This is a genomic window from Chelativorans intermedius, from assembly GCF_025398255.1.
Classification (GTDB): domain Bacteria; phylum Pseudomonadota; class Alphaproteobacteria; order Rhizobiales; family Rhizobiaceae; genus Chelativorans; species Chelativorans intermedius.
The window spans coordinates 1-24,478 of sequence record NZ_JAODNW010000027.1; the positions used below are offsets into that span (position 1 = coordinate 1).

Sequence of the window (24,478 nt, forward strand, 5' to 3'; positions counted from 1 at the left end):
CCAAAAGTTCCTTCTCAATGGCCATGTGATGATTCTCCTTTCCATCATCATGGCCTCAGACACAAAATTCCTGACAGTCCCGCGCCGCAAAGCCTAAACGTCCGCGCCGGTCAACAGAGGAACAAAGCCGTTTTCCGCATTCTAATCGAAGACGCTCTTCGTCGGGGGTACCAGGCGTTGGGTTCCACCACTCCCCAAGCTGAACCTTCGATCTGTGGGCATTGCCCATGAGGGATGAGTGAATCTCCAGATTAGGATCCAGCTCTTCCACGACGGACTTGGTTCTATCAATCGGCCCCCGAACTGTCCGCCTCCGGTTGAGGTGGCCGGACGACCAGACGCCTGAGCACTCGCCCGAGCCGCCGTTCAAGCTCGTCCATGAACGTATAGACAACCGGCACGTAGAGAAGGCTAAGCGCGGTCGAACTGACGAGACCACCGATCACGACGATCGCCATCGGGGCGCGAAATTCGGCGCCAGCGCCGATACCGAGCGCGATCGGCAGCATGCCGGCGCCCATCGCCACCGAGGTCATGATGATTGGCCGGGCCCGCTTTCTTGCCGCATCGATGAGCGCGGAAGTCCGGTCGAGCCCGCGCTCGCGGCGCGCGAGAATGGTGTATTCGACGAGCAGGATCGAGTTCTTCGCCGCGATCCCCATCAAGAGCAGAATGCCGATCAGCGCGGACACGGCGAGGGATTGCCCGGCAATAGCGAGCGCGCCGAGGGCGCCTCCGAGCGACAGCGGCAGCGCGGTAAGAAGGGTGATCGGCTGGATGAAGGTGCCGAACAACAGGACCAGCACCGCGTACATCAGCACGACGCCCGATGTGATCGCCATGGCGAAGCCACCGAACAGTTGCCCCATGCGCTCCGCGTCTCCGCCCGGGATTTCGACGACGCCGGGGGGAAGGTTGCGCATGGCTGGCATTGCGCGAAGCTGCTCCAGCGCTTGGCCGAGCGTAAGCCCCACAAGCTCGCCCTCGACTGTGGCACTCCTCTGCCGATCGAGCCGGGCGATCTCCGTCGGGCCGACGCCGAAGCTGATATCCGCCACCGAGCCGAGCGGGACGATCGCGCCGCCGGCAGGAAGCTGCAGACCGGCGATCCAGCCGACATCGTTGCGGGCCTTCTCGTCCAGCATGACGCGGATCGGGATCTGCCGGTCGGGCAGGTTGAACTTTGGCAGACTCTGCGCCGGCGCGCCGAGCGTGGCGACGCCCACCGTCTGGGCGAGTGCCGCTGCGGACACGCCGAGCTCGGCTGCCTTGTCCGGCTTCGGCATGATGAGGAGCTCAGGCTGTGCCAGGCTCGAAGTCGAGGCGGCGTTCCTGATGCCTGGTACCTTCCGCATATCGCGCTCGAGCGCATCGATCGCAAGCGACAGTGCGTTCGGGTCGTCGCTTGCAAGCCTGATCGCAATCGTGGCGCCGGATTGCCCCTCCCCGCCGAAGCGCATGCGGGCCCCGGGGATGGCCGCGAGCGCCTCCGCGGCAGCCCGCTCGAAGGCCTGCTGGGACCGGCCACGCTCGCCGCGCGGCTTCAAATTGACGGTCACCGTGGCCTTGCGGACCTCGCCGGCAGCACCGCCGCCGCCACCATGAAGCACCGCCATGCCGCCGGCGGCAACCGGCGCGCCGACAGAGGCATAGACCGTTTCGACCTCCGGGAATCCCTTCAGAATATCGGTCGCCCTCACAACCGCCGTGTCGGTCTCGGCCAGGGTCGCGCCCGGAGGCAATTCGACGGAGAGCACCGAACGGCCGCGATCTTGGACCGGGGCAAACTCGGTTGGCAGGAAGCGCATGAGCGCAAGCGAAGCGGCAAAGAAGGCGATGCCGATGACAAGAGTGATCGCGCGGAAGCGCAACGCCGTTCGGAGCAGCCAGAGATAGGTCGGCAGCCAGAACGGCTCGTCGCGCCCCCTCCGCCCGTCCTTCAGGAGGAAGGCGCCCATCAGCGGCGTCAGCATTCGCGCCGTGAGCAGCGAAAAACCGGAGGAAACGCAGGCGACGATGGCGAAGTCGCGGAAAAACTGCCCGGGCACACCAGGCACGAAGGCGACTGGCAGAAAGACGGCGACGATCGTGGCGGTGGTCGCCACGACGGCAAGCCAGATTTCGTCGGCCGCCTCCATCGCTGCCCGATGGACGCTCTTGCCGCTCTGCCGCATGTGGCGCACGATGTTCTCGATCTCGACGATCGCATCGTCGACGAGAATGCCGACCATGAGCGCCAGGGCGAGCAACGTGATGTTGGTGAACGATATGCCGAGGATGCCCATCACCGCGAAGGTGGGAATGAGCGAAGTCGGCAAGGAGACGGCGCCGATGACCGTCGCCCTTCCGTCGCGCAAGAACAGCCAGATCGCGACGACGGTCAGCAGCGCGCCGAGCCACAGTGCCTCCAGCGCCGCGTTGTAGCTCTCCACGACATGATCCGTCGACGACGTCACCTCCTCGATGGTTACGATGTCGCGCGCCCGGTCGATCTCATTGACCTTTGCCCGTGCGGCTTGGGCCACTTCGACTTCGCTCGATCCGGTCGTCCGGTAGACGCTGAAGGCCACGACCTCCTCGCCATCGAGCCGCGCGCGCTGGCGCGGCTCCGCCCACCGATCCTCGACGCGGCCGACATGCTTGAGGCGGATCGCCCGCCCGTCGGAAAGCGCAATGCGCGTATTGGCGAGCGCCTCGACGGTCGGTGCGGAGCCGAGCATACGGATCGCCTGCTCGCCTTCGCCGATGGTGGCGCGGCCACCGGGCTGGTTGGTATTGACTTGGCCAAGCTGCCGGCTGATCTCGGCGGCCGTCACCTCGAGCGCCATCAGGCGACCGGGATCGAGCGACACGCGGATTTCGCGGTCGACGCCGCCGGAGCGCTCGATCTTTGAAACGCCTGGCACGGAAAGAACGGCCTTGGCGACATCGCTATCGACGAACCAACTCAACTCCTGCGGGTTCATGGTCGGCGCGCTGACGACGAAGGTCAGGATCGCACCGCCGGACACGTCGAGTTCCTGAACAAGAGGTTCCTCCGCGTCGGCCGGCAGGTTCCCCCGGATGCCGGAGACCGCGTTGCGAACGTCGTCGACGGCTTCCTGCATATCGATCCCCAGCGCGAACTCGACATTCGTCGTCGAGACGCCCTCGGTGACGGTGGAGCGGATGTGGTCGACATTGCCGAGACCGGCCACGGCATCTTCCACGATTCGCGTCACCTGGGTCTCGAGCTCCGAAGGCCTTGCGCCGGGCTGCTCGACCGTCACCGTGATCGTGGGAATGTCCATGTCCGGCATGTTGTTGATGCCGAGCGTGCGGTACCCGGCTATACCTGCCAGCACCAGGATGACGAAGAGAACGATCGTCGGAACCGGATGCCGGATCGACCATGAGGAGAGATTGCTCACCGGGCAGTCTCCGCGGTTTGGCCGGCCGCGGCAAGCTCGACCCGCACGCGGTCGCCGTCCTTCAGGAAGGCGGCGCCGGCGACGGCCACCCGGTCGCCTGGAGCGAGGCCCTCCCCGATCTCGATCCAGCCGTCGCTTTCAATTCCGGTCTCGACCGGCCGGAGAGAGGCAGTCCCCTCCTGAACGGTAAAGACCGCATTCCGGCCGTTCCGCCAGATCACCGCTTTCTGCGGTACCGCAAGGGCGACCGCTTGGTCGGTCGCGATCTCAACACGCGCGAACATTCCTGGCTTCAGTCCGGTGTCCGGCGGCAACGCCACATGCACGGTACCGAGCCGCGTTCGCGGATCGACGAGGGGAGCAATGGTGCGCACACGCGCCTCGATGGCCCGGCCGGCGGGGTCGGTGACACGCACTGGCTGGCCGGAGGCTATGTCGAACAGATCGCCTTCGGGCACCTTGGCCTCGACCTCAAGCCGCCCCTCGCGCACGATGCGGAACAAGGGAGCGCCGGTCTGGACCACCTGCCCGATGACGGCCGACTCCTCCAAGATGTAACCGTCAGCGGGCGCGAGGATCCTGGTTTGCGCGCGTTGCGCTTCCAATCGGGAAAGACCCGCCCGGGCGACACCAAGGCGGGCCTCCGCGGTCTTGGCCGCGGTGGCGCGAGCCTCCAGGTCTTGCCTGCTGATGGCATTGCGCGCGGCAAGCTCCTGCCCCCGCCGCAACTCCGCCCGCGCGGCCTCCAGAGTGGCCTCCGCTTCGGCGATCGAGGCCTTCTGCTGCTCGATCTGGGTCCGCAGCTGAATGTCGTTCAGGCGCGCGAGGAGCTGTCCTTCTTCGACGCGATCACCCTCCTCGACCGGCACCTCCGTGATCGCCAATCCGGCGATTTCCGTGGATACCGGCAGGTCCTCCCAGGCGACGACGGTGCCGGTGGCCAGCACGCTGGTCTCCACGGAGCGCGGCTCGACGGAGACGACTGTCACGGTGAGAGCGGTCTGCTCCGCGGCAGCCAAGGGCGAGACCTCCTCCTTAGCTTCACTCGACTGAAAATGGCGAACGGGGCCGTGGAGACCGCCGAGACCGCCAAGGAGGCCGCGTGCAAGCACCAGGATGACGACCAGCAGGGCCAGCACCACGGCAGTGATCCCGAGTGCCTTCATCCAGCGCACGCGGGGCTTGGCCTCAGCCATACGCATCTCCTTTTTCGCACCTCGTCGAAGGTTCCTGGCGGCAGCGGATCGACCGGCCCCCGCTCGGGATGGCGGTCACCCTGCGGCACCGATGCGCGCCTGCCGGCTGCGGGCGCGACCTTGCGGAACGGTTTCGGCCAGAATAGCCGTTCGCCGGAGGGTCCGGTTTTAATTGATGTTAAGAAATGTTGCGGTGCGGGCGGAAAACTGTGCCGATCCCAAAAAAAACATATCTAAGCAGCTGACGTCGCCGCGCCCCCCTGTGAAAATAGGCCGAACTTTCAAGCCGGTGAGAACAATGTCGTCCGTTCACTCGACGCATCCTGAAACGAGGTCGCATATCCTGCTCGTCGAGGACGACCCGGAAATCTCCAGTATGCTGGAGGACGTGCTCTCGGAGAGTGGATTCGTAGCCTCCTCAGTCGGTTCGGCGACCGAAATGGACGGCGTTCTTAAGCGCGGCGGGATCGACCTTGTCCTGCTCGACATCATGCTGCCGGGCGAGGACGGGCTCAGCATTTGCCGGAGGCTCCGGGCGGGGTCTCAGATCCCCATCATCATGGTCACCGCGCGCAGCGAGGACATAGACCGCATCGTCGGCCTGGAAATCGGCGCCGACGACTATGTTTCCAAGCCGTTCAATTCGCGCGAGCTGGTCGCGCGCATCCGCGCGCTCCTGCGCCGTGCGCAAGGAGGCCACGAGGGAGCGAGCGCCGGAGTGCACCCGTTGGCATTCGCCGGATGGCGGATCGACCCAGTCTCGCGCCAGCTCCGCAGCCCGGAGGATGTGCAGGTGGCGCTGACCAGTGCCGAGTTCGATCTGCTCCTGGCCTTTTGTCGGACCCCGGGGCAGGTGCTCTCGCGCGAGCGGCTGCTCGAGCTCACGCATGGCGGAGCGGCCGGGCCGATCGAGCGCAGCATCGACGTTCACGTGAGCCGTATTCGGCAAAAGATCGAGCCGAACCCTCACGACCCCATTTTCATCAAGACGGTACGGCTGGGCGGCTACATCTTCACGCCCGCCGTGAAGGAGGTCTGATGCGGCTTCTGTCCCGCCTGGCGTCGTTGAGCATCGCCACCCAGATCACCGGCATCGTGGCCGTTTCCGTTCCGCTCGGTGTCGCGCTCGTAATGAGCGGCCTGTACTTTTTCGCCGATGGTGCCCGGCACAATCCATCTACCGCAGCCGCGAGAATCGCCGAAACGTCGACTGGCGGCCTGTGGCACCTGATTTTGGCGCCGACCGTCCTGACGGTAAGCATTGTTCTGGTCTTCGTTACGCTCCTTTCCGTCTATGCGGTCCGCTGGATCATCGCACCGCTGTCGGAGGTCGCAGCCGCCGCGCATTCCTTCGGCCGGTCTCCCGACGACGACCGAGCCGTGAGCCGCAGCGGCCCGCGCGAGATCGCGCAAGTGGCCGACGCCCTCGACGACATGCGCACCCGCATCCGCGCCCTCATTGACGACCGGACGCGCATGCTCGCGGCCGTCAGCCACGACCTGCGCACACCGCTGACCCGCCTCCGGCTCCGGGCCGAGCGAATCGCCGACGAGCAGTTGCGCGAAAGTATGCTGAACGAGATCACGCGGATCACGCGAATGATCGACGAAACCCTCGATTATCTGCGCGAGGACGTCCGTTCGGAGGGCATGTCCCGCATCGACCTGCCGAGCGTCCTGCAGACGATCTGCGCCGAGTTCGCTGACGTCGGCCACGCGGTCGCCTACCAAGGCCCGGCACGGCTGACCTGGACCGGCCGGCCCGCCGCCCTGCGGCGGGCAATCGCCAATGTCGTCGAAAACGCCGTGAAGCACGGCTCCGCCGTGACGGTCGCATTGCACTCAGAGGACGATGGCGCGGTCGAGATCGAAGTCGCCGACGATGGTCCGGGCATACCTGCGGCGATGCGTGAGAAGGTGTTCGACCCGTTCTTCAAGGGTGATAACGCCCGCGGCTCGGCAAAGCCCAGCGGCTTCGGCCTTGGGCTGTCGATCGCCCGCGACGTTGTCGCAAGCCATGGTGGCACAATCGAACTTCTCGATCGGCAACCTTGCGGACTGATCGTGCGCCTCTCCTTACCCTGCGAGACCTTCTGAACTTGAGCGGCAGTCGCCTGTATGACCCGCGGCTTATGTCCATTTCCGGACGTTTTTTCTATTAGCAGGGACATAATGGCAAGCTCTGCCATGCAAACGCAACCAGTGATTTTCCACCCCTGCCTGCCGGGCGGCTCAGCGTCGCGCGCTGCTCCCGGAGCTTCTGTCGTGCTTCGCGGCAGTGGTCTCCGCCCGTCCAGGCGACGATCCCGCAGCCTAAAGCCGTCGAACACCGAGCACCCGGCAGAACGGATTACGTGGCCGCTGCGTTTCAATGGCGTGCCCAGGGCATCAATCTGCTGATGCTGTAAGCCGTGGCCAAGCGCTTTGCTGCGCCCATCTGGATGACCTTCCGGCAGGGCGGGCACCTATGAACCCGCAACAGGCAATGCCGTGCGATGCACGACCTGCCGAAGCGCAAAGCTGCTCTGGATGTTGGCAATGCCGGGGATGGGCGTGAGCACCGATTTCAAGAATCGCTCATAGGCGAAGAGATCGGCGGCCACGACGCGCAACAGATAATCGCTGGTGCCGGTCATCAGGTAGCATTCCATTACCTCGGGGCAGGCCGCGACAGCGGCTTCAAAGGCCTCGAGTTCGGACTCGACCTGGCGCACCAAAGTGACATTCACAAACACGCTGACCGGCAAGCCGACGACGACCTGATCAACATGGGCTGCATAACCCTTGATAACGCTATCCTCCTGCAACCGTTTGACACGGCGCAGGCAGGGTGTCGGTGATAGGCCCACCTTCTCGGCCAGGTCGTTGATGGTCATGCGGCCATCATTCTGAAGTTGGGCGAGGATGTTTCGGTCGATCTGGTCAAGCTTCATTTTGCATTATTTCGCTATTTTGCCGGTGTTTCCAGAATTCTTCTGCTATATCGATCGCATTTCAAGCAGCATTTGCAGGGACTCACTCATGCCGTTGCCTGTAAGCTTTTCATTGTCACTGGTGGCCAGACCGGGAGGTGAGCGATGTCGGCTTTGCCTGTGTTGGAGGATGGACAGCAGAAGGCGGGCTGGGCTGAACGCCTCGAAATGCTGCGCGCGCTGGAGCGTCAGGTGCTCTGGCTTTCAACCTGGGCGGTCCATCACGCCAACGCCATCCGGCCGAAGCGCGACGGCCTGAAAGTCGGCGGCCACCAGTCGTCCAGCGCATCCATCGTCAGCCTGATGACGGCGCTTTATTTCCATGCTCTGCGGCCCGAGGACCGGGTCGCGGTCAAGCCGCATGCGTCGCCGGTCTTTCACGCGATTCATTATCTGCTCGGTCGCCAAAGCCTCGATCAGCTCATCAACTTCCGCGCGGTCGGCGGGGCGCAGTCCTACCCGTCGCGCACCAAGGATGCCGTCGAGGTCGACTTCTCTACCGGCTCGGTCGGCCTCGGCGTGGCGGCAACGCTCTTCGCCTCGCTCGCCCAGGATATGGTGCTCGCCCGCGACCTTCTGCCGGCGGGACGCCGGCCGGGCCGCATGGTGGCACTGATGGGCGATGCCGAGTTCGACGAAGGCAATATCTTCGAGGCCGTGCTCGAAGGCTGGAAGCACGATCTGCGCAATTGCTGGTGGATCGTCGATTACAATCGCCAGAGCCTCGACGGCGTGATCAGCGACCAACTCGCCCCGAAACTGCGGCGACTGTTCGAGAGCTTCGGCTGGCGGACCAAGACGCTCAAATACGGCCGCAGGCTGGAAGCCTCCCGCGAGGGGCCGGCCGGCGAAGCATTGCTGAATTGGATTGATGCCTGCCCGAACCAGCTTTATTCGGCGCTCTGCTTCAAGGGCGGAGCGGCCTGGCGCGAGCGGCTGAAGATCGATCTGTCGGGAACCGCCGGGATCGGCGAATTGCTCGATGCGCATGACGACGAGGCCCTCGGTGAATTGATGGGCAATCTCGGCGGACACGACCTGGATACCATTCTCGACGCCTTCGAGAAGGCCGATGACGAGCAGCCGACGCTCTTCCTCGCCTACACCGTCAAGGGCTACCGGCTGCCGCTCGCCGGCCATAAGGACAACCATGCCGGTCAGTTGACTGCCGCCCAAGTGGCGACCTTCCGCGACTCTCTCGGCATTGCCGAGGGGCAGGAATGGGAGCCGTTCGCGGCGACGAGGCTGCCGGAACCGCGCGTTCGGGCATTCCTCAGCTCAGTCCCCTTTGCCGGCCGGAAACCACAACCCGTTGCTCCGGCTATGCCGGTCAAGCTGATCGCCGTGCCGGAGGGCACAGAAATGTCGACCCAAGAGGCCTTCGGCAAGATCATGACGGCACTCGGTCGCGGTGGCGGAGAGCTGGCCGAACGGATCGTCACAACCTCGCCCGATGTCACGGTTTCGACCAATCTGTCGGGCTGGGTCAATCGGCGCGGCCTGTTCAGCCGCTTCAAGTCTGCCGACGTCTTCCAGGCTGAGAAGGTCCCGTCGACACAGAAGTGGCAGGGTCAGCCCGATGGTCGGCATTTCGAGCTCGGCATCGCCGAGAACAATCTGTTCCTGATGCTGTCACAACTGGGGTTGGCGCATGATTTCTTCGGCACGCGGCTGTTGCCGGTCGGCACCGTCTATGACCCGTTCATCAATCGCGGCCTCGATGCACTGATCTATGCCTGCTATCAGGGTTCCCGCTTCATGCTGGCCGCCACCCCGTCCGGCATTACCTTGGCGCCGGAGGGCGGGGCGCATCAGTCGATCAACACGCCGTTGATCGGCATGGCCCAAGACGGGCTTGCCTATTTCGAGCCGGCCTTTGCCGATGAGCTCGCCGCCATCATGGAATGGGGCTTTTCCCACATGCAGGCCGAGGATGGCGGATCGGTCTACTTGAGGCTTTCGACGCGGCCGCTCGAACAGCCGCAGCGCACTTTGCGGGAAGAAGACAAGGCGGCGATCGTTACAGGCGCCTACTGGCTACGCCGGCCCGATCCCGGCACAAAACTCGCCATCGCCTATTGCGGCGCCGTCGCGCCCGAGGCGATCGAGGCGGCTTCCGCCTTTGGCGAACGCGCGCCCGGCATCGGCGTGCTTGCCATCACCTCGCCCGACCGGCTCTATGCCGGCTGGCAGGGGGCGTGCGAGCGCCGACGCAATGGGGAGGGGGAAGCCCGCTCGCATGTCGAGACGCTTCTCGGCCTGCTTCCCAGGGATGCGGGCATCGTCACGGTGCAGGACGGTTATCCGGCCGGGCTCGCTTGGCTCGGCAGCGTGCAGCGCAATCCGGTGCATGCCCTCGGCGTCACATGCTTCGGCCAGAGCGGTGATCTGACCGATCTCTATCGCGAATACGGCCTTGATGCGGAGGCGGTGTGGTCGGCCGCGCGGGAGGTCGTGGGGCGGCGGTAGTCCGGGCTCGCGTCGAGAGCCGGTCGCACGCTTCCTCTTACCGTTCGTGTGCCAGAGTAGGCTTGCTCGGCCGCCATCGGGTAATCGGATTGATGCGCGACCCAAGGGCCTGACCCAAGTCTCGCTTCGACCGATGGAGAACGCTTACCCTGAAGATTCCGCCGAAGGAGAGCTGCCAACACCTTGGAAGGCATTCTGCAGCCTCCCAATCCGGACGAGGTCGGCAAGTGCTCCGCGAATCTGCGGCCAGGGAAATTCCGGGCAACCCTTGCACCATTCGCCCTCTGCTAGGACGGCATCGAGTTTGGCGGCGACGCCGGCAAGCGAATGGGCCGGAGCTGCCCACAGCGTCTCGATCAGCTGGCGCTCGCGTTCTGCGGCCTCTTCCTCGACATGTTTTGCTTGCGAATAGCCGATCGTTTCGTCGGCGGCATCCCAGCGCGCCTGATGGGCGATGAGATCGGCTCGCGCCCGCGCGCGCAACGAGGATGTCGCAGGCTCGCAGCCGAGAAGGTCGTCGAGTTCTTCCATTGAGACGATCGGCACCGGCTCAGGTTCGCCAGGCGCCGCCACAACAATGCGCGGAAAGCCGATCTCCTTGACCAGCCGTGTTTCCAATCGCTGCTGCTTGCGGCATGCCGCGGCGGTTTTCTCGTGAGCGGTCAGCCATTCCTGCCATAGAGCAAAGGCCATGTCGGGGACGTGCCGGGTTTCTTCGGGCGATCTTGCACTGACTGGGCCAGAAATGTGGGAGGCGCTTGCCAGAGATACCGTCGCGGTGCCCACCAGCAGTCTGCGGCGGGTGACGGAAGACAGACTCGTGCTATGGTCGGAATCAGCCATGATCCGAGCTCCTGGTTAGCTGGATTGTGGTCAGGCTGCTGAAGGTGGTCGTTACACCGTCAGCAGCCGCTTTTCATTTGATCAACGAAATCGTATCGGCGATACGATAATCTGAGTGCGCTAGCAGATCAACAAAAATCGTATCCGTGTTACGAAATGAATGCGATCCAATGTAAGATGGCGCGCGCCGCGCTCGGATGGGGAACTCGGGACTTGGCTCGAAATGCTCGCGTATCACCCGATACCATCGCGCGCTTGGAGCGTGGCGAGCAGCTGAAGTGCTCAACGATCACCGCGATTCGCGCCGCATTCGAGAACGCCGGCATTGAATTCATCCCCGCGAATGGCGGGGGCCCGGGCGTTCGTCTCGCGAAATCCCGGTAGCATCCCAAGATCTGGCGAGTGACAGAAACCTGAAACCGTTCACATGATTGGCCTCCTATCCGGAGGATCATGCGATGGTCTCGGGCAAATCGGCACCGCGCGGCCGCCGATCCGGTGGCGGAGCCAACAGCACCGACAGGCAGACTGAGCGTCGGCTTCAGGTCGGGGTTGGCCGCGCGATGGCGCATCATGGCGAACTCTTGCAGGGTGTCTTCGAAGGTGCGGATGGAAAACTCCATCGCGGGCTAATCACCCTGCCACTGGCCGCACAGCAATCGACAGTCACCTTCTGGCCGGGAGGGAAGGGCGGCATCCGCACCCGGCCGACGGACCGCAGGAAGGCCGCCCGGGCAGCGGCGCTGACGCTCGAACTTCTGGGTTTTGCCAATGTCGGTGGCGATCTCACCATCGAAAGCGACATTCCTGTGGGCCACGGCTATGGCTCGTCGACGGCCGACGTCATGGCGGCGATCCGTGCGGCGGCCGCAGCAGCCGGTGCGACGCTGCGCCGCTCAACGGTTTGCCGGCTGGCGGTCGAAGCCGAGGGGGCGAGTGATGCCATCGCCTATGGCGACCAGGCGGTGCTGTTCGCGCATCGCGAGGGCCGCATCCTCGAACATTTCGGCGGCGAGTATCCGCCGCTCCTGGTGGTCGGCTTCCGGACCGGCGGTGCGAGACCGATCGACACGCTCGGCCTGCCGCGGGCGCGCTATGATGGCCAGGAGATCGAGCAGTTCCGTGTTCTGCGCGGCCTGGCATCTCACGCGATCCGGCAGCAGGATCCCCGCTTGATCGGTCGCGTCGCCACCGCGAGCGCCCGCATCAGCCAGCATCATCTCGCCAAGCCGCGCTTCGAGGCGGTGACCGATTTGGCCGAGGCGCATGGCGCGTGCGGTGTCCAGGTCGCCCACAGCGGCACGCTGATGGGCGTGCTCTTCGATGCCGATGAAGGCGGCGTCGCGACACGTACTACCGCATTGGCCAAGACACTGCGGCAGGCCGGATTCAAAGGGATCGTGACCTTTGCCGTCAATGTCGACGGAGTTTTCCTGCAATGAGCGGCGAAGGTGATTTCCTTGCCGCCTATGAAACGCCGCGCCTCGCGCGCTTGGCCCCCAATCTCTTCGCCGCCTGCTTCCCGCTGATGAAGCTGCTGCCGGCCCGCTTCATGCTTGAGCGTGCCGAAGCCACCGGCCATCTGCAGCACGGCGGGCCAGTCGCGGAAACCACCTCGGGTACCTTCGGCCTGGCGCTTGCCTTGCTGGCCGCGGTGCGCGGGTTTGATCTCACTCTGGTCAGCGCCGCCAGCCTGATCGACGATAGGCTCAGGCGCCGCCTGGAGTTCCTGGGCGCCATTGTCCATATCATTGACGACCCCGAAGGTTCCGGCGCCCAGCGCGAGCGGCTCGCGCAGCTCCATACGATCCTGGAAGACCGTCCGGAGACATTTTGGCCACGGCAGTACGACAATCCCGATAACCGGATGGCCTATGGCCGGCTCGCCGAATGGATTACCCGCGAGATCGGCCGCGTCGATTGCCTTGTCGGCTGTGTTGGCTCCGGCGGCTCCCTGTGCGGTACCGGTGGCTTCCTGCGCGAGGTCTTCCCGGACTTGACGATCATCGCTGTCGACACCCATCGCAGCGTCCTGTTCGGTCACGCGCCCGGCCGGCGGCTTCTGCGCGGCCTCGGCAACTCTCTCGTGCCGTCAAACCTGCGCCATGAGATGGTCGACGAGGTCCATTGGGTCGGCGCGTTTCCTGCATTTGCTTCGGCGCACCGACTTCACCATGACCATGCCCTCTTCATGGGGCCGACCAGCGGGGCGGCAGCGCTCGTGGCGGCGTGGTACGCGCGCAAGCATCCCGATGCGGTGATCTTTGTCATCCTGCCCGATGAAGGTCACCGCTATCAGCACACGGTCTATGATGATGGCTGGCTTGCGGCGCTTGAGGGCTGGCCGGCGGCTGTTCCCGACGAACCTGAAACGCTCGCGCGAATCGAGGCGCGAGGGGAGGGCGAATGGACACGCCTTGTCTGGCACCGCAAACCGCTGGCCACAATGATCGGGGCCGAGCGTGGCGTGTAGATCGTCAGCCTTGCATTGTAGTCACCAATGCAAGGCTTCGACCACGCTTCTTTCGGTGAGTATTGCCGAGCGGGGGTCGCGCACCATTGTCCGATGCTCCTGGAAGCTACCCCGCCGCCCATGCGCAAGTTCTTGTCACGCCACATTGCCGGACCTCTGCCAGCGCAGTTGCCGCATCAGCGGAAGGACCAGCGTCAGCGTCGCAATAACGAGGAAGGCGAGGCTGATCGGGCTTGTGACGAAAAGCACCGGACTGCCGAAGCCAAGGATCAGGCCTTGACGGAGATTTTCCTCAAGCAGCGAGCCGAGCAGGAACGCAAGGAGCAGCGGCGCGAGATCGAAGCCACTTTTTCTGAGGCCATAGGCAAGGAAACCGCAAATGATGACGACGCCGACATCGAACAGGCTGTTGTTGATGGAAAAGGCGCCGATCACGCAGAAGATCAGGATCGATGGGGCCATCATCGCCGGCGGGATGCGCAGCAACAGCACGAAGACGCGGATGAGCGGCACGTTGAGAACAATCAGCATGGCGTTGCCGATCAGCATGCTGGCGATCACGCCCCAGAAGAGCTCGGGGTGGTCGATGATGAGCCGCGGGCCGGGCACGACGCCTTGCATGAGGAGCCCGCCCATGATGACTCCGATCACCGCATTGGCGGGAATGCCGAGGCACAGGAGCGGGATGAAGCTCGCCTGCGCGGCGGCGTTGTTAGCGCTTTCCGGCCCGGCCAGCCCCTCGATCGCTCCCTTGCCGAACCGCTCCGGCGACCGCGAGAGGCGCTTTTCCATGACGTAGCTGGCAAAGCTCGCGATCAGCGCGCCGCCACCGGGAAGAAGGCCGAGAAAAAAGCCGAGCGCCGTGCCCCGCGTCATCGGTATGGCGGAATCCTTCCAGTCCTTGGCGTCAGGCAGCAGATCGCGCAGGCGGTAGCGTGCCGACAATGCCGGAGTGAAGTCGCGTTGGCGCTCGGCGAGGATCAGCACCTCGCTGACCCCGAACATGCCCATGGCGAGGACGGCGACGTGGAATCCGTCGCGCAGATAAGGGATGGAAAAGGTGTAGCGTTCCTCGCCCGAGACGAGATCGACGCCGACGGAGGAAAGCAGGAGACCGAGCGCTACCATGGCCCAGGCACGGATGCGTGGCCCCTCGCCGATATTGGCGGCAAGGGTCAGGCCGAACACCACGAGGGCGGTCTTCTCGACCGGACCAAAGGCCAGCGCCGTCGAGGCGAAGGCCGGACCCACCAGCGCGATCACGAAGGTCGCCACGACGCCGGCGATGAAGCTCGCAAAGGCAGTGATGCCGAGCGCCACGCCGGCGCGGCCGGCCTGCGCCATCGGATAGCCGTCGAAGCAGCTGACCACGCTCGCTGCTTCCCCCGGCACGCGGAGCAGGATCGAGGCCGTCGAGCCGCCATAGAGCGACCCATAGTAGATGCCGGCGAGCAGGATGACCGCAGCGGTCGGCTCCAGCATGATCGAGACCGGCAGCAGCAGGCTGATGGTTGCGGTCGGACCGAGACCCGGCAGGATGCCGATTGCGGTGCCAAGGACAGCGCCTAGGAAGGCGACGGCAAGATTGGTGGGCTCAAGGGCAACGCCCAGCCCGCCCATCAGATTGACCATGGCATCCATTTATCCGATCCCCAAAATACCCACTGGCAGTGGCACGCTGAGAAAATAGCGAAAGACGCCCCAGGACAGCGCGGCCAGCACTACGGCCACGACAAGCGCGTGTGCCCAGGAGCGGTTTTCGATCCCGCGCAACACCCCGAGGATGAGGCCGAGCGTGGCAATGACTGCGCCAAGAGGCTTCATTGCGAGCCCAAATCCGGCGACCGCGGCTGCGTAGCGCAAGAGCCGTCTGCGATCGACCGGCTCGTCCTCAGCCTCTGCGATCTCGCCCTGAATGGCCGCAGCGATGGAGGTGGCGAACAGCAGCGCTCCGGCGGCGAAAGGGAACAGGCCCGGTCCTGGCCGGTCCATCGTCCACAGGCCGAGTCGCCACGCCATTGCCGCGGCGGCAAGCCCGACCGCCGCGAGGCAGATCGCGCTCAACCGGGCCGCGTTCATGGACGCAGCCCAAGGGTGTCGATCTGCCGGCCAATCTCGCGATAGCCGTCGACCACGGTCTGCGTGAAGCTGGCGTTGTCGGCATAGACCCTGTGGCCGTGCAGGGTCTTGAGGAAGCCCTTGTAGGCGTCGCTTGCCGTCATCTCCTCGAGGAGTTCCTCCCACCACGAAACGATCTCAGCCGGCAGATCGGCTGGCCCGAACAGGCCATAGGCGGCGGGAATGGCGAGCGGATAGCCACGTGTCTTGAAGGTCGGCAGCTCAGGCTGTTCGGGAATTGGATCCGGCCCCGTCTCGATCAGCAGGCGGATGGAGCCGGCTTCCAGATGCGGGCCGTAGCCGGAAGCGACCACCGCGTCGATATGGCCGCCGAGCAGCGCGGTGACCGCCTCGGAGCCGCCGCCGAACGGCACGAATACCGCCTCGACCCCTTCCTGACGAAAGGCGGCTTCGGTGGCGATGTGTGCCAGTCCGCGTGGTGCGGCCGTCGCCCATCTGAGCCGACCCGGATTGGCTCTGGCGTGATCGAGTAGTTCGTCCCAGGTCGCAAACGGGCTGTCCGCGTGCACGAAGAGCGGAATCGAGATGCCTGCATAGGCGGCGACATAGGTGAAGTCCTTCGCCGGATCGTAGGGCACTTTCTGGATGTGAGGGGCCACCATCAGGGGGCTTACGGAAAAGAGCGACAGGATTGAACCGTCCGGCTTGGCGCGGGCCACCTGGTCGGTGGCGATCGTGCCGCCCGCCCCTGGCCGGAAATCGAGTGTTACGGCCAAATCGCGGGCGGATTTGGCATATTTGGCGACGGTGCGCGCTGCGAGGTCACCAGCGCCACCAGCGGCAAAGCCGACGACAATAGTGGCGTCCCCGGCCGGATAGGGACGTGCGGCGGCGAGCACCGGCAATGGCAGGGGAGCTGCGGCCAGTGTTGAGCCGATCAAAAAGCTGCGTCGATCCATATTCCCACTCCTTTGTCTGTTCTTCTTAGTTGGCCGGCTGAAGGCTCACTTCGTGGTCTGCCTCCGTGCCGAGCAGGTCGTTTCGGGACAAATGTCCCCAAGCCTCCGCAACCGACGTGAAGGGTCGTTGGGCTTTCTTGTCTGGCAGCGAACGGTCGATGTCCTTCAGGCCGCTGGCGGTCACCACGGCGACGACTCGATCATCTGGTGCGATGACGTTTTTCTTCCGGAGGAACTCGATGGCGACAAAGGGGGTAACCGAGGCCAGTTCAGCGAATATCCCTTCCTTGACGGCCAGGTTCTCCTGCCAGGAGATCAGGTCGCCATTGCCGACCGGCACGGCGACGCCATCGGACTGCCTGAGCGCGTTCAATGCCTGAAACGTGCTGCGCGTGGCACCGATCGAAACAGCAAGAGAGTCGAACCCGGCCTTCATGTCGGGTACGCAATCACCATCGTCGGCCAGCGCGGCAGTCAGCGATCCGTGCACTTCGGCGGCAACCAGCCGCGGCAGGCGGGCGATCGTGCGCTGCGCATGGAGTTCCCTAAAGCCTTGCCAAAGGCCGGCCAGTGCATCGCCATAACAAACCGGCAGAACGCACCATTCGGGAACCGCACCTCCTATCTGTTCGACAATCTCGTAAGCGAGCGTCTTGTAACCTTCGATGCCGGCCGGATGACTGCCGACAACGGGAGCACGGAAGGGAGAGGTGGCAAACCAGCCATGACGCTCAACTCCCTCGGCGATGAAGTTCCAGCGATCGGCCTTGTCCGCAAAGGGTACGACAATTGCGCCGGTCTTGTGGATCTGGGCGAGCATCGGCCCGGCGGCGCCGGCAAAGGTGGCAACGATACAGGTGAGGCCGGCCCGTGCCGCATAAGCGGCGAGCGAGGCGCCGGCATTGCCCGATGACGCGGTTGCCACGACATGTGCCCCTTGCATGCGCGCTACTGAGACGGCAACAGACGAAAAGCGATCCTTGTGCGACCAGGTCGGGTTGCGGCCCTCGTCCTTGATGTAGAGATAAGGGAGACCGAGCCGCGCGCCGATGGCCGGTGCCGGCACAAGCGGTGTCAGGCCTTCTCCGAGGGAGACGGCATTGGACGCAGGGCAGGGGAGGCGGTGGGCATAGCGCCACAGCGAAGGCAGCGGCGGCGCGGAGGGTGAGAGACTCTTGTCCGGCCTGATATCTTCGCCATTCGGCAAGAGCTGTAGATTGGCCGGGGCGTCATCGTAACAGGCCGGACAGCCGCGCGAGTCGATGGCAAACTCCGCGGGATAGCGGCATCCGCAGCGGATGCAGACATAGCCGAGGAACGTGGTCATGGCGCCACCACGATGAGGTCGCCGCTGGTGGCCATCAGCCGCTCGACACCGTCGGCCCGCACCACCACCATGTCCTCGACCTGCAGCCCCCAGCGGCCGAGCTCGTAATAGGGCGTCTCGACACACAGGACCATGCCGGCTTCGATGATCTCGTCGCTCGTCGCCGTCAGCGACGGGGCATCATAACCGTCGATCCCGATGCCATGGCCAACATGGTTGCGGCGGTAGTGGCCGATACCCTCCCGGCGGACCGTTTCAACGGCCGCCTCGAAGACGTCGGCGACGCGCGCGCCCGGCCTGATCAATTCGCAGGCCCGTTCGACCCCGGCTAGCAGGGCGCGGTGATAGCGGCGCACCTCCTCTGACGGCTCGCCGAAGGTAGCAATGCGGGCAATGTCGGCGCGATAGTGACGGTAGCGCCCACCGACATCGAAGCGGATGACATTGCCTTGTCTCAGCCTGCGATCGGAAGGCTGGACGTTCATCAGCGCGCTTCTCTCGCCGAAGCCGATGCAGCCCAGCACCGGAAAGGCGTCGTCCTGAACGGTCTGGGCATGGAAGGCGCGCGCGAGTTCGACTTCGCTTACTCCCTCACGGGCGACACCGAGTGCGGCCTTGATCGAGCGCTCAGCGATCTCGGCGACCCTGGCTAACCTGGCGATCTCTTCCGGCGTCTTGACGGCACGCGCATTGCGGAACAGTCCAGCGGCCGGGACCAGGCTGGCGCCGGGCAGGCGTTCTCGAAGGGCTTCGAGCTGACCGGGCATCAACCCGATCTCATCAATGCCGATACGGGCGCGACTGAGACCCGCATCCGTTATCCCCGCGACGAGCGCGGAAAGCGCATCGCCATGATCGTGCGCCTCCTGCAGCTCGATCAGCCGCTGGCTGACCGGATCCTTTGCATCGGGGTTCCCGTCGACATGGAAGGCGCCATATCGGCGCACGCGCTCGACCCAGATTTGCTGGTCGGCGACCAGATCGAGCGTGGCCGTGCTGGTGACGATCTCAGCTTCCCCCTTGCCAGGCGCGGGCCATACGACATAGGCCTGAGGGCCGCGACGGATCCATTGTGGTAGCGCCCAGAAGCCGCTCGTATAGGTGACGTTTTCCGGGGTCGTGGCGATAACCGCATCGAGCTGCAGCTCGGCCATCCGAGCGTGAAGGCGATCCTTGTTGAGCAGCACGGCATCAGGCGGCATGGCGGGGATCCCTGCCTTCCGGCTCGCTCTCACTAGCGAAACCCAGTTCCGCCGAGATTCGCGCGGCGGCCGCCATCACCTTTTCCCCCACCTCGGCAATTTCGATCTGCGGGCCGACGGAGCGGGGATAGGCCACGCTGATGGCGGCGACTACCGAGCCGCTGGAACCGCGCACCGGCGCGCCGACCGAAATGACGCCAAGGATGTTTTCGTCGAGCGAGGTGGTGTAACCGACCGTGTGTGCGGTGCGGAGCTGGCTGATCAGTCGACCGGGCTCGGTCACAGTCCGCGGCGTCAGCCTTTCGAGCGGCGCTTCGCCGAGTATCTCGCCGATCGCCTCATCGGAAAGTCCGAGAAGCAGAGCCTTGCCGAGTGCGGTTGAATGAAGCGCCATCCTCTCGCCGGGTGAAGATCGGATGACGACCGGGCTGCGGCTCTGGACGGCCAGCAGATAAAGACCTGCCGAACCGCGGCGCACCCCCAGAAAGGCATTGAAGCAGCCCTCGGCTGCCAGCGCCTGCAATTCCGGTTCGGCAAGGCCGATCAACCGGTCCTTGCGCAGCACGTGCTGGGCGAGCGCCAGCACGCCATGGCCGATGCGATAGCGCCGCGTGTCGGCTGCCTGTTCGACATAGCCGTGGTCAGCAAGCGTGTTCAGAAGTCTCTGGATGGCGGGGGCGCTGAGTTCCAGTCGCCGGGCGATCTCGCGCACGCCGACCGGTTCGTCTGAGTCCTTCAACACCTCCAGTACCGAAAGCCCGCGTTCCAGGGAAAGGCTGCCTGACATGATCGTTCCTTTAATAGGAATATCGTTCCGATGATTGACAGTTAAGCGGATGATCCTGCACGCTGTCAAGCACGAATGTTCACTATAGTGTGTCGCTCTAAAGTGTGCGGTGCGGCGACCATGCGGCCATGGATATCCGCGTGGTGGTCGGTCTCAACGTGCAGCGCCTCAGGCGCGAGCGCGACATTTCCCAGGAGGAACTGTCGCTGGAGTCGGGCTGCACGCGCGGCTATCTGAGTGGCATCGAGACCGGTCGCCGCAATCCCACTGTCCTGTTTCTGGCAAGCCTAGCCAAAGCGCTAAAGGCCGACGTGTCGGAGTTCTTCGTCAAGCCGGCAAAGATCCGGGCCAGTAAGAAGGGTGGCACTCCGGCGGCGGGGCAAAGTGTGAAAGAGCCGGTTTTGAAAGCGAGAAGGGCGCGAGCGCGCCCTTCGAAATAGCCGGGTGGCCAAGCCAATTCGATTGGCCCCGGGATTTCAGTGCCGGGGCGGCAGCTCGCGCCGGATCAGCCGCTCGACGTCGACCTGCAGCGCCAACGCGATCGCTTCGAGCGTGTCGACCGTTGGCGAATTCTCCTCGCGCTCGAGCTTGCCGACATAGTTACGGTCAAGCCCGGCAAGATCGGCCAACTGCTCCTGCGTCAGGCCGGCAGCCTGACGCAGCAGTCTCAGATTGCGGGCTACGACCGATCTCAGCCTCATGCGCCGAGACAGTCAAGATGCCGCGTTTGCCTCCACCTATTATAGTAATCATTCGTATGCTGGAGGCTTGTTTCGCCGTTGCAGCCATAGGTAAGTTTTTCCTTCTGGAGTCGCCTGGATCGGGCGGAATTCGCCCGCTTCGTTGCAGATGAAGCAAAACGAACTCTTCGATGTTCTTCAGGCCGCCGAAAAAATCGACCAGGCGACAAACGTCGACGAAATTCTCGGCACGCTCTGTTCTTGCCTCGAACAATACGGCTTTTGCGCCTGCCTGATCACCCAGCTGCCGCTGACGCATGAATCGCGCTGGCAGGAATATATCCTTGCCAACTGCTGGCCGCAGGAATGGTACCAGCATTACAATGCCACCGGTCACTTTCGCCACGATCCTTGCGTGGCTCACTGCCGCCGTACGGCCGATCCGTTCCTCTGGAGTGAAGTCAGTCGAAAGAACCTGGAGGCGTCCGCCCGCTTGGTGATGGATGAAGCAACCGAATTCGGCCTCCGGCAGGGCATTTGCGTACCGGTTCACGCGCCGTTTGCGCCACCTACCGTGGTCACGGTATCGGGGGAGATTGCCGATCTTGTACCTGCCACCCGACTCATTGTCTGCCTTCTCGCCCGTCAGGCTCTGGAGTCGGTATCGCGGTTGCGTTCTGGTTCGGGCGACTCCGCGAAGCCGGTTCTTTCCGGCCGGGAGCGCGAGGTCTTGCGGTGGGTGGCCGACGGCAAGACGGCCTGGGAGGTCTCTCGCATCCTATCCCTCTCCGAGCATACCGTCCTGACACATCAGCGCAACGCCAAGCAGAAGCTTGACGCCGCCAACAATGTCCATGCAGTCGTGAAGGCCTTCCTCAGGCACGAAATCCAGCCCTGATAAATCCCCAGATCTCGGTATGGCGGGCACGATCCTTCCCGGCCTAGGAACATGGAAAGCGGGGGGATTCGCCATGTTCCATATTCACATTGTCGATCGTTCGAACCGAGGCGCTTATCGTGATGAACTCGAACAGCATTATCGACTGCGCCATGAAATCTATGTCGGCGAGCGCGGCTGGCACAATCTCGCACGCCCCGACGGCCGCGAGGTCGATGCCTTTGATACCGAGGACGCCGTCTATCTGCTCGGTATCCTGCCCGGGAAAGGTGTGGTTGCCGGCTCGCGTCTGGTGCCGAGCCTAAAGCCGCATCTGATGAGTGAAGTTTTCCCTCAGCTCGCGCCTCAGGGTGTGCCGCGGGCTAACGACATCTTCGAGTGGACGCGGATATTCGTCGTGCCGGCGCTGCGTCGCCCGGGAAGTCCCTGTCTGGCCGCCGGCATCGTCTATTGTGGCATCGTCGAGTTCTGCCTCCAGCGGGGCGTCAGCCAGCTCTCGATTGTCTGCGAGACCTATTGGATCGATCGCTTGGCCAAGCTCGGCTGGAGCCCGCGCCCGCTCGGGCGGCCGATCGAGCATCGTGGTGAGACCATTATCGGCCTCATGGTCGACACGGGTGAGGCCGCGCTCGAAACAACGCGGCAGGCTTACGCCATCAGCCATTCGGTGCTGTGGGCGCAACGCCACCAGGATCCTAGCCGCTCAGGCGATTTCCATTACACAGCGGGGGCAGCGACAGGAGGGTGAGAACCGGATGACGGAAGTAAGCGAGGATACTTCCTTCGAGGACTGGCGGGACAGCACCAACTACCGCCACCTGCTCAATCTCGATCGCGCCGACTGGGCCTGGGAATTCCTGCGCCGCCATCCCGATTGTCCCAGCTTTCTGATCATGCCGAGGTCACGCCAGCTCTTGCGCGCGGCGCCACCAATCAATCTTGTCACCCTCGAGGAAGAACTGGACCATGCCCTGTCTTGGGGGTTGCGATTTCGCCGATGCGCTGTCCTCACCGGCCTACGCCTCTTCGGTCTTCTGGCGCGGCGATTGCCATGCCAACATCCTGCCGGTCGAGGCCTTTCCGGCCGGCTTCGTCGGCGACGCTGATTCCTTTGACCTTCTCAGCGTTCCTCATCCGGTCACTGTTCTGCGTTCGCTGGATGGTGAGCATGTGCTGATTTGCGATGGGCCGCGATCACTGCGTCTCGATGTCATTGCCGGAAGCCTTCTTTCCGGTCCGGTACGGCTCGGCTACTGCCTGTCGGGCTTTGCCGGCGTCGAGGCCAAAGTGATGACCCTGCGTCGACTTCTGGCGCTCGAACGGCTCGGCCGCCTGCCCAGCGCATTGTTTCGCCCCGAACGCAAAGCGCGGCGCTGGGGCATGGTGCTGCAGGCCTATGACGGCATGCGCGCCGGAGCCAGCCAGCGCGAGATCGCGACCATCCTTTACGGCGAAGAACGTGTCCGGGCTGACTGGGAGGCCGGCTATCTAAGAACCCGCGTCCAACGCCTCATCCGCACCGCCGAGAAGATGATCGTCGGTGGTGGCTATCGCGTGCTGCTGCAATAGGCCCACGCGGCTTTGAAGGTGCCGCTCTTCCGTGGGGCTTGGTGCGTCTCGTACAGCGAGCAGCGGCTCCAATCCTCCGGAGCCCTACGCCGGGTGCGAGAGGAAAAGGGTGGCCTCGGGCGGGCGAAGGGCTGACAGCCGAGTGAAGGCTGGAAGCCGGAAACCCCGTGAGAAGGAGCCGCCTCCATGTTCCAGTTCGTCCGCCTGTCCGCCGCCATCGGGATTCTGTTCTTCGCCTTCGTGTCCTTCTGGCCCGCGCTCGACAAGGAACATTCCGGCCCGGCCAAGGTGATCGATGCCGACACGATCAAGATCGACGGCGAGAGACACCGTCTCTACGGCATAGACGCCGTCGAATTCGACCAGACCTGCCGCAGCCGCGACGGCGCGACATGGCCATGCGGCAGGGAAGCCGCTGCCGCGCTCACCAAATTCCTCAAAGGCCGCACGGTCACCTGCGAGGTCAGGGGCGGCGGAAAGCGTGACGCCTACGGACGATTCATATCCATCTGCTACGCGGGCGGCGACAACATTGCCGCTTGGGCATCGCGCAGCGGCTGGGCTGTTGCCGACCCTGACGCCCACCGCCTCTACAACTATACGAGCGACGAGGGCATGGCCCGGTTCCTGCGCAAGGGAATCTGGGACGGAACCTTCGATCCGCCCGACGAGTGGCGGCGCAGGCGGCAGGCGGGAGATCGGCCATGAACGCGCTCTTCCCGCCGCCCGATATTCCCACCATCCGGCTGCGCGTGCTCTCGCTCGGCGCCGGCGTGCAGTCCACCACGCTCGCGCTGATGGCGGCCCATGGCGAGGTCAGGCCAATGCCCGATTGCGCCATCTTCGCCGATACTTGCTGGGAGCCGCGGCCGGTCTACGACCATCTTGCTTGGCTGACGTCGCCGGACGTGCTGCCCTTCCCCGTGCATGTCGTCTCGGATGGCGACATCCGCGAGGGGCTCATTCGCGGTGCACGGGGGGAGCGCTGGGCGTCGATCCCGGCCTTCACCAGATCGAAGTCCGGCAAGGTTGGCATGATCCGCCGGCAGTGCACCAAGGAGCTGAAGATCGTGCCGATCCGCCGGAAGGTGCGGGAGCTGGCCGGCATTGCCGGCAAGCGCTCGCCTGACCATCCCATCGTCGAGCAGTGGATCGGCATTTCGCTCGATGAGGTCGTGCGCATGAAGCCGTCCTTCGAGACGTGGCAGGTCAATCGCTTTCCCTTGATCGAAAAGGGCATGACGCGCCGCCACTGTCTGCGCTGGCTGGAGAACCACGGTTATCCAACGCCCCCGAAAAGCGCCTGCATCGGCTGCCCGTATCATTCCGACGCCATGTGGCGGCAGATGCGGGACGAGGATCCGGACGGCTTCGCCGATGCCGTCGCAATCGACCGGATGATCCGCACCGGCTTCCGCAACCTGCGCGGCGAGGTGTATCTCCATCGCTCCTGCGTGCCGCTCGATAAGGCTGACCTCGACACGCTGGAGGACAAGGGCCAACTCGACCTCTTCGCCAATGAGTGCGAGGGGATGTGCGGGGTGTAGCGCATTTCTCTTGGGCATCGGTCTGGCCGCTCTCGCGTTCGAGGGCGGCCCTTCCCCGCTGACGGGT

Annotated in this window: 23 protein-coding genes and 1 pseudogene; 13 read left to right on the plus strand and 11 right to left on the minus strand. The window is 64.3% G+C overall.

The window, feature by feature from the left end; all coding sequences use genetic code 11:
- Window positions 1-287: 287 nt before the first annotated feature.
- Together NYR58_RS17370 and NYR58_RS17375 are read right to left on the minus strand one after the other, a co-directional pair.
- Window positions 288-3,410 carry an efflux RND transporter permease subunit gene (locus NYR58_RS17370; protein ID WP_261522422.1) on the minus strand — a complete coding sequence of 1,041 codons (3,123 nt, stop codon included), beginning with the start codon at window positions 3,408-3,410 and terminating at the stop codon, window positions 288-290.
- Window positions 3,407-4,606, minus strand: coding sequence for an efflux RND transporter periplasmic adaptor subunit (locus NYR58_RS17375; RefSeq protein ID WP_261522423.1), 1,200 nt, complete (start codon window positions 4,604-4,606; stop codon window positions 3,407-3,409). Before NYR58_RS17375 ends, NYR58_RS17370 begins: the two co-directional genes overlap by 4 nt.
- Window positions 4,607-4,904: 298 nt before the next feature.
- On the opposite strand from NYR58_RS17375, the gene NYR58_RS17380 reads away from it, so the two are divergent.
- Window positions 4,905-5,645: a response regulator gene (locus tag NYR58_RS17380; RefSeq protein WP_261522424.1), complete on the plus strand. Its 741-nt coding sequence runs from the start codon at window positions 4,905-4,907 to the stop codon at window positions 5,643-5,645.
- A complete protein-coding gene (locus NYR58_RS17385) occupies window positions 5,645-6,703 on the plus strand; it encodes an ATP-binding protein (protein ID WP_261522425.1) in 1,059 nt (352 codons plus the stop codon). The genes NYR58_RS17380 and NYR58_RS17385 overlap by 1 nt, the downstream gene beginning before the upstream one ends.
- Before the next feature lie 368 nt (window positions 6,704-7,071).
- Here the strand turns inward: NYR58_RS17385 and NYR58_RS17390 are convergent, their stop codons facing one another.
- A complete protein-coding gene (locus tag NYR58_RS17390) occupies window positions 7,072-7,539 on the minus strand; it encodes an Lrp/AsnC family transcriptional regulator (RefSeq protein WP_261522426.1) in 468 nt (155 codons plus the stop codon).
- A gap of 144 nt (window positions 7,540-7,683) precedes the next feature.
- Here NYR58_RS17390 and NYR58_RS17395 point away from each other — a divergent pair, with 144 nt between their 5' ends.
- The gene (locus NYR58_RS17395) at window positions 7,684-10,047 is read left to right on the plus strand and encodes a transketolase (RefSeq protein ID WP_261522427.1); all 2,364 of its coding nucleotides are present in this window, start codon (window positions 7,684-7,686) and stop codon (window positions 10,045-10,047) included.
- Window positions 10,048-10,191: 144 nt separating this feature from the next.
- On the opposite strand, the gene NYR58_RS17400 is transcribed toward NYR58_RS17395, so the two are convergent.
- The gene (locus tag NYR58_RS17400) at window positions 10,192-10,890 is read right to left on the minus strand and encodes a hypothetical protein (RefSeq protein ID WP_261522428.1); all 699 of its coding nucleotides are present in this window, start codon (window positions 10,888-10,890) and stop codon (window positions 10,192-10,194) included.
- Window positions 10,891-11,046: 156 nt separating this feature from the next.
- Between NYR58_RS17400 and NYR58_RS17405 the strand changes: the two genes are divergently transcribed.
- From NYR58_RS17405 to NYR58_RS17415, 3 genes are all read left to right on the plus strand, one after another.
- Window positions 11,047-11,274: a helix-turn-helix domain-containing protein gene (locus NYR58_RS17405; protein WP_261522429.1), complete on the plus strand. Its 228-nt coding sequence runs from the start codon at window positions 11,047-11,049 to the stop codon at window positions 11,272-11,274.
- A 74-nt stretch (window positions 11,275-11,348) separates the two neighbouring features.
- A complete protein-coding gene (locus NYR58_RS17410; protein WP_261522430.1) occupies window positions 11,349-12,332 on the plus strand; it encodes a GHMP family kinase ATP-binding protein in 984 nt (327 codons plus the stop codon).
- An 86-nt stretch (window positions 12,333-12,418) separates the two neighbouring features.
- Window positions 12,419-13,363: a PLP-dependent cysteine synthase family protein gene (locus NYR58_RS17415; RefSeq protein WP_390880975.1), complete on the plus strand. Its 945-nt coding sequence runs from the start codon at window positions 12,419-12,421 to the stop codon at window positions 13,361-13,363.
- Window positions 13,364-13,498: 135 nt separating this feature from the next.
- Here NYR58_RS17415 and NYR58_RS17420 read toward each other — a convergent pair whose 3' ends face one another.
- Genes NYR58_RS17420 through NYR58_RS17445 form a run of 6 tightly spaced genes read right to left on the minus strand, consistent with a single transcriptional unit; the run spans window position 13,499 to window position 19,717 of the window.
- The gene (locus tag NYR58_RS17420) at window positions 13,499-15,004 is read right to left on the minus strand and encodes a tripartite tricarboxylate transporter permease (protein WP_261522432.1); all 1,506 of its coding nucleotides are present in this window, start codon (window positions 15,002-15,004) and stop codon (window positions 13,499-13,501) included.
- On the minus strand, window positions 15,005-15,442 hold the full coding sequence (locus tag NYR58_RS17425) for a tripartite tricarboxylate transporter TctB family protein (RefSeq protein ID WP_261522433.1): 438 nt from the start codon (window positions 15,440-15,442) through the stop codon (window positions 15,005-15,007).
- Window positions 15,439-16,401, minus strand: a complete 963-nt coding sequence (locus NYR58_RS17430; protein WP_261522434.1) for a Bug family tripartite tricarboxylate transporter substrate binding protein — start codon at window positions 16,399-16,401, stop codon at window positions 15,439-15,441. The genes NYR58_RS17425 and NYR58_RS17430 overlap by 4 nt, the downstream gene beginning before the upstream one ends.
- A gap of 25 nt (window positions 16,402-16,426) precedes the next feature.
- Window positions 16,427-17,728 carry a pyridoxal-phosphate dependent enzyme gene (locus tag NYR58_RS17435; RefSeq protein ID WP_261522435.1) on the minus strand — a complete coding sequence of 434 codons (1,302 nt, stop codon included), beginning with the start codon at window positions 17,726-17,728 and terminating at the stop codon, window positions 16,427-16,429.
- Window positions 17,725-18,915: a M24 family metallopeptidase gene (locus tag NYR58_RS17440; protein WP_261522457.1), complete on the minus strand. Its 1,191-nt coding sequence runs from the start codon at window positions 18,913-18,915 to the stop codon at window positions 17,725-17,727. Before NYR58_RS17440 ends, NYR58_RS17435 begins: the two co-directional genes overlap by 4 nt.
- Before the next feature lie 4 nt (window positions 18,916-18,919).
- Window positions 18,920-19,717 (minus strand): IclR family transcriptional regulator, encoded by a 798-nt coding sequence (locus tag NYR58_RS17445; protein ID WP_261522436.1) that lies wholly within the window; start codon window positions 19,715-19,717, stop codon window positions 18,920-18,922.
- Between the two features lie 128 nt (window positions 19,718-19,845).
- Between NYR58_RS17445 and NYR58_RS17450 the strand changes: the two genes are divergently transcribed.
- The gene (locus NYR58_RS17450; RefSeq protein ID WP_261522437.1) at window positions 19,846-20,157 is read left to right on the plus strand and encodes a helix-turn-helix domain-containing protein; all 312 of its coding nucleotides are present in this window, start codon (window positions 19,846-19,848) and stop codon (window positions 20,155-20,157) included.
- A gap of 36 nt (window positions 20,158-20,193) precedes the next feature.
- Here the strand turns inward: NYR58_RS17450 and NYR58_RS17455 are convergent, their stop codons facing one another.
- Window positions 20,194-20,418: a helix-turn-helix domain-containing protein gene (locus NYR58_RS17455; RefSeq protein ID WP_261522438.1), complete on the minus strand. Its 225-nt coding sequence runs from the start codon at window positions 20,416-20,418 to the stop codon at window positions 20,194-20,196.
- Window positions 20,419-20,566: 148 nt separating this feature from the next.
- On the opposite strand from NYR58_RS17455, the gene NYR58_RS17460 reads away from it, so the two are divergent.
- From NYR58_RS17460 to NYR58_RS17480, 6 genes and pseudogenes are all read left to right on the plus strand, one after another.
- Window positions 20,567-21,295 (plus strand): LuxR family transcriptional regulator, encoded by a 729-nt coding sequence (locus tag NYR58_RS17460; protein WP_261522439.1) that lies wholly within the window; start codon window positions 20,567-20,569, stop codon window positions 21,293-21,295.
- Between the two features lie 73 nt (window positions 21,296-21,368).
- Window positions 21,369-22,043 carry an acyl-homoserine-lactone synthase gene (locus NYR58_RS17465; protein ID WP_261522440.1) on the plus strand — a complete coding sequence of 225 codons (675 nt, stop codon included), beginning with the start codon at window positions 21,369-21,371 and terminating at the stop codon, window positions 22,041-22,043.
- Window positions 22,044-22,050: 7 nt separating this feature from the next.
- Window positions 22,051-22,158, plus strand: a pseudogene (locus tag NYR58_RS20610) (transcriptional regulator domain-containing protein); the annotation flags it as partial.
- Window positions 22,159-22,261: 103 nt separating this feature from the next.
- Window positions 22,262-22,864 (plus strand): DUF2285 domain-containing protein, encoded by a 603-nt coding sequence (locus NYR58_RS17470; RefSeq protein ID WP_261522441.1) that lies wholly within the window; start codon window positions 22,262-22,264, stop codon window positions 22,862-22,864.
- Between the two features lie 186 nt (window positions 22,865-23,050).
- Entirely contained in the window at window positions 23,051-23,572 is a 522-nt protein-coding gene (locus NYR58_RS17475; RefSeq protein ID WP_261522442.1) for a thermonuclease family protein, read from the plus strand.
- A complete protein-coding gene (locus tag NYR58_RS17480; RefSeq protein WP_261522443.1) occupies window positions 23,569-24,411 on the plus strand; it encodes a hypothetical protein in 843 nt (280 codons plus the stop codon). The genes NYR58_RS17475 and NYR58_RS17480 overlap by 4 nt, the downstream gene beginning before the upstream one ends.
- Window positions 24,412-24,478: the final 67 nt, after the last annotated feature.

Bases quoted from the DNA above. Each gene is read 5' to 3' on its own strand.
- NYR58_RS17395 (WP_261522427.1), top strand. From the start codon at position 7,684: ATGTCGGCTTTGCCTGTGTTGGAGGATGGACAGCAGAAGGCGGGCTGG.
- NYR58_RS17425 (WP_261522433.1), bottom strand. From the start codon at position 15,442: ATGAACGCGGCCCGGTTGAGCGCGATCTGCCTCGCGGCGGTCGGGCTT.
- NYR58_RS17450 (WP_261522437.1), top strand. From the start codon at position 19,846: ATGGATATCCGCGTGGTGGTCGGTCTCAACGTGCAGCGCCTCAGGCGC.
- NYR58_RS17455 (WP_261522438.1), bottom strand. From the start codon at position 20,418: ATGAGGCTGAGATCGGTCGTAGCCCGCAATCTGAGACTGCTGCGTCAG.
- NYR58_RS17435 (WP_261522435.1), bottom strand. From the start codon at position 17,728: ATGACCACGTTCCTCGGCTATGTCTGCATCCGCTGCGGATGCCGCTAT.
- NYR58_RS17380 (WP_261522424.1), top strand. From the start codon at position 4,905: ATGTCGTCCGTTCACTCGACGCATCCTGAAACGAGGTCGCATATCCTG.
- NYR58_RS17480 (WP_261522443.1), top strand. From the start codon at position 23,569: ATGAACGCGCTCTTCCCGCCGCCCGATATTCCCACCATCCGGCTGCGC.
- NYR58_RS17390 (WP_261522426.1), bottom strand. From the start codon at position 7,539: ATGAAGCTTGACCAGATCGACCGAAACATCCTCGCCCAACTTCAGAAT.
- NYR58_RS17475 (WP_261522442.1), top strand. From the start codon at position 23,051: ATGTTCCAGTTCGTCCGCCTGTCCGCCGCCATCGGGATTCTGTTCTTC.
- NYR58_RS17405 (WP_261522429.1), top strand. From the start codon at position 11,047: ATGAATGCGATCCAATGTAAGATGGCGCGCGCCGCGCTCGGATGGGGA.
- NYR58_RS17410 (WP_261522430.1), top strand. From the start codon at position 11,349: ATGGTCTCGGGCAAATCGGCACCGCGCGGCCGCCGATCCGGTGGCGGA.
- NYR58_RS17385 (WP_261522425.1), top strand. From the start codon at position 5,645: ATGCGGCTTCTGTCCCGCCTGGCGTCGTTGAGCATCGCCACCCAGATC.
- NYR58_RS17415 (WP_390880975.1), top strand. From the start codon at position 12,419: ATGAAGCTGCTGCCGGCCCGCTTCATGCTTGAGCGTGCCGAAGCCACC.
- NYR58_RS17375 (WP_261522423.1), bottom strand. From the start codon at position 4,606: ATGGCTGAGGCCAAGCCCCGCGTGCGCTGGATGAAGGCACTCGGGATC.
- NYR58_RS17430 (WP_261522434.1), bottom strand. From the start codon at position 16,401: ATGGATCGACGCAGCTTTTTGATCGGCTCAACACTGGCCGCAGCTCCC.
- NYR58_RS17445 (WP_261522436.1), bottom strand. From the start codon at position 19,717: ATGTCAGGCAGCCTTTCCCTGGAACGCGGGCTTTCGGTACTGGAGGTG.
- NYR58_RS17400 (WP_261522428.1), bottom strand. From the start codon at position 10,890: ATGGCTGATTCCGACCATAGCACGAGTCTGTCTTCCGTCACCCGCCGC.
- NYR58_RS17465 (WP_261522440.1), top strand. From the start codon at position 21,369: ATGTTCCATATTCACATTGTCGATCGTTCGAACCGAGGCGCTTATCGT.
- NYR58_RS17470 (WP_261522441.1), top strand. From the start codon at position 22,262: ATGCCCTGTCTTGGGGGTTGCGATTTCGCCGATGCGCTGTCCTCACCG.
- NYR58_RS17460 (WP_261522439.1), top strand. From the start codon at position 20,567: ATGAAGCAAAACGAACTCTTCGATGTTCTTCAGGCCGCCGAAAAAATC.
- NYR58_RS17420 (WP_261522432.1), bottom strand. From the start codon at position 15,004: ATGGATGCCATGGTCAATCTGATGGGCGGGCTGGGCGTTGCCCTTGAG.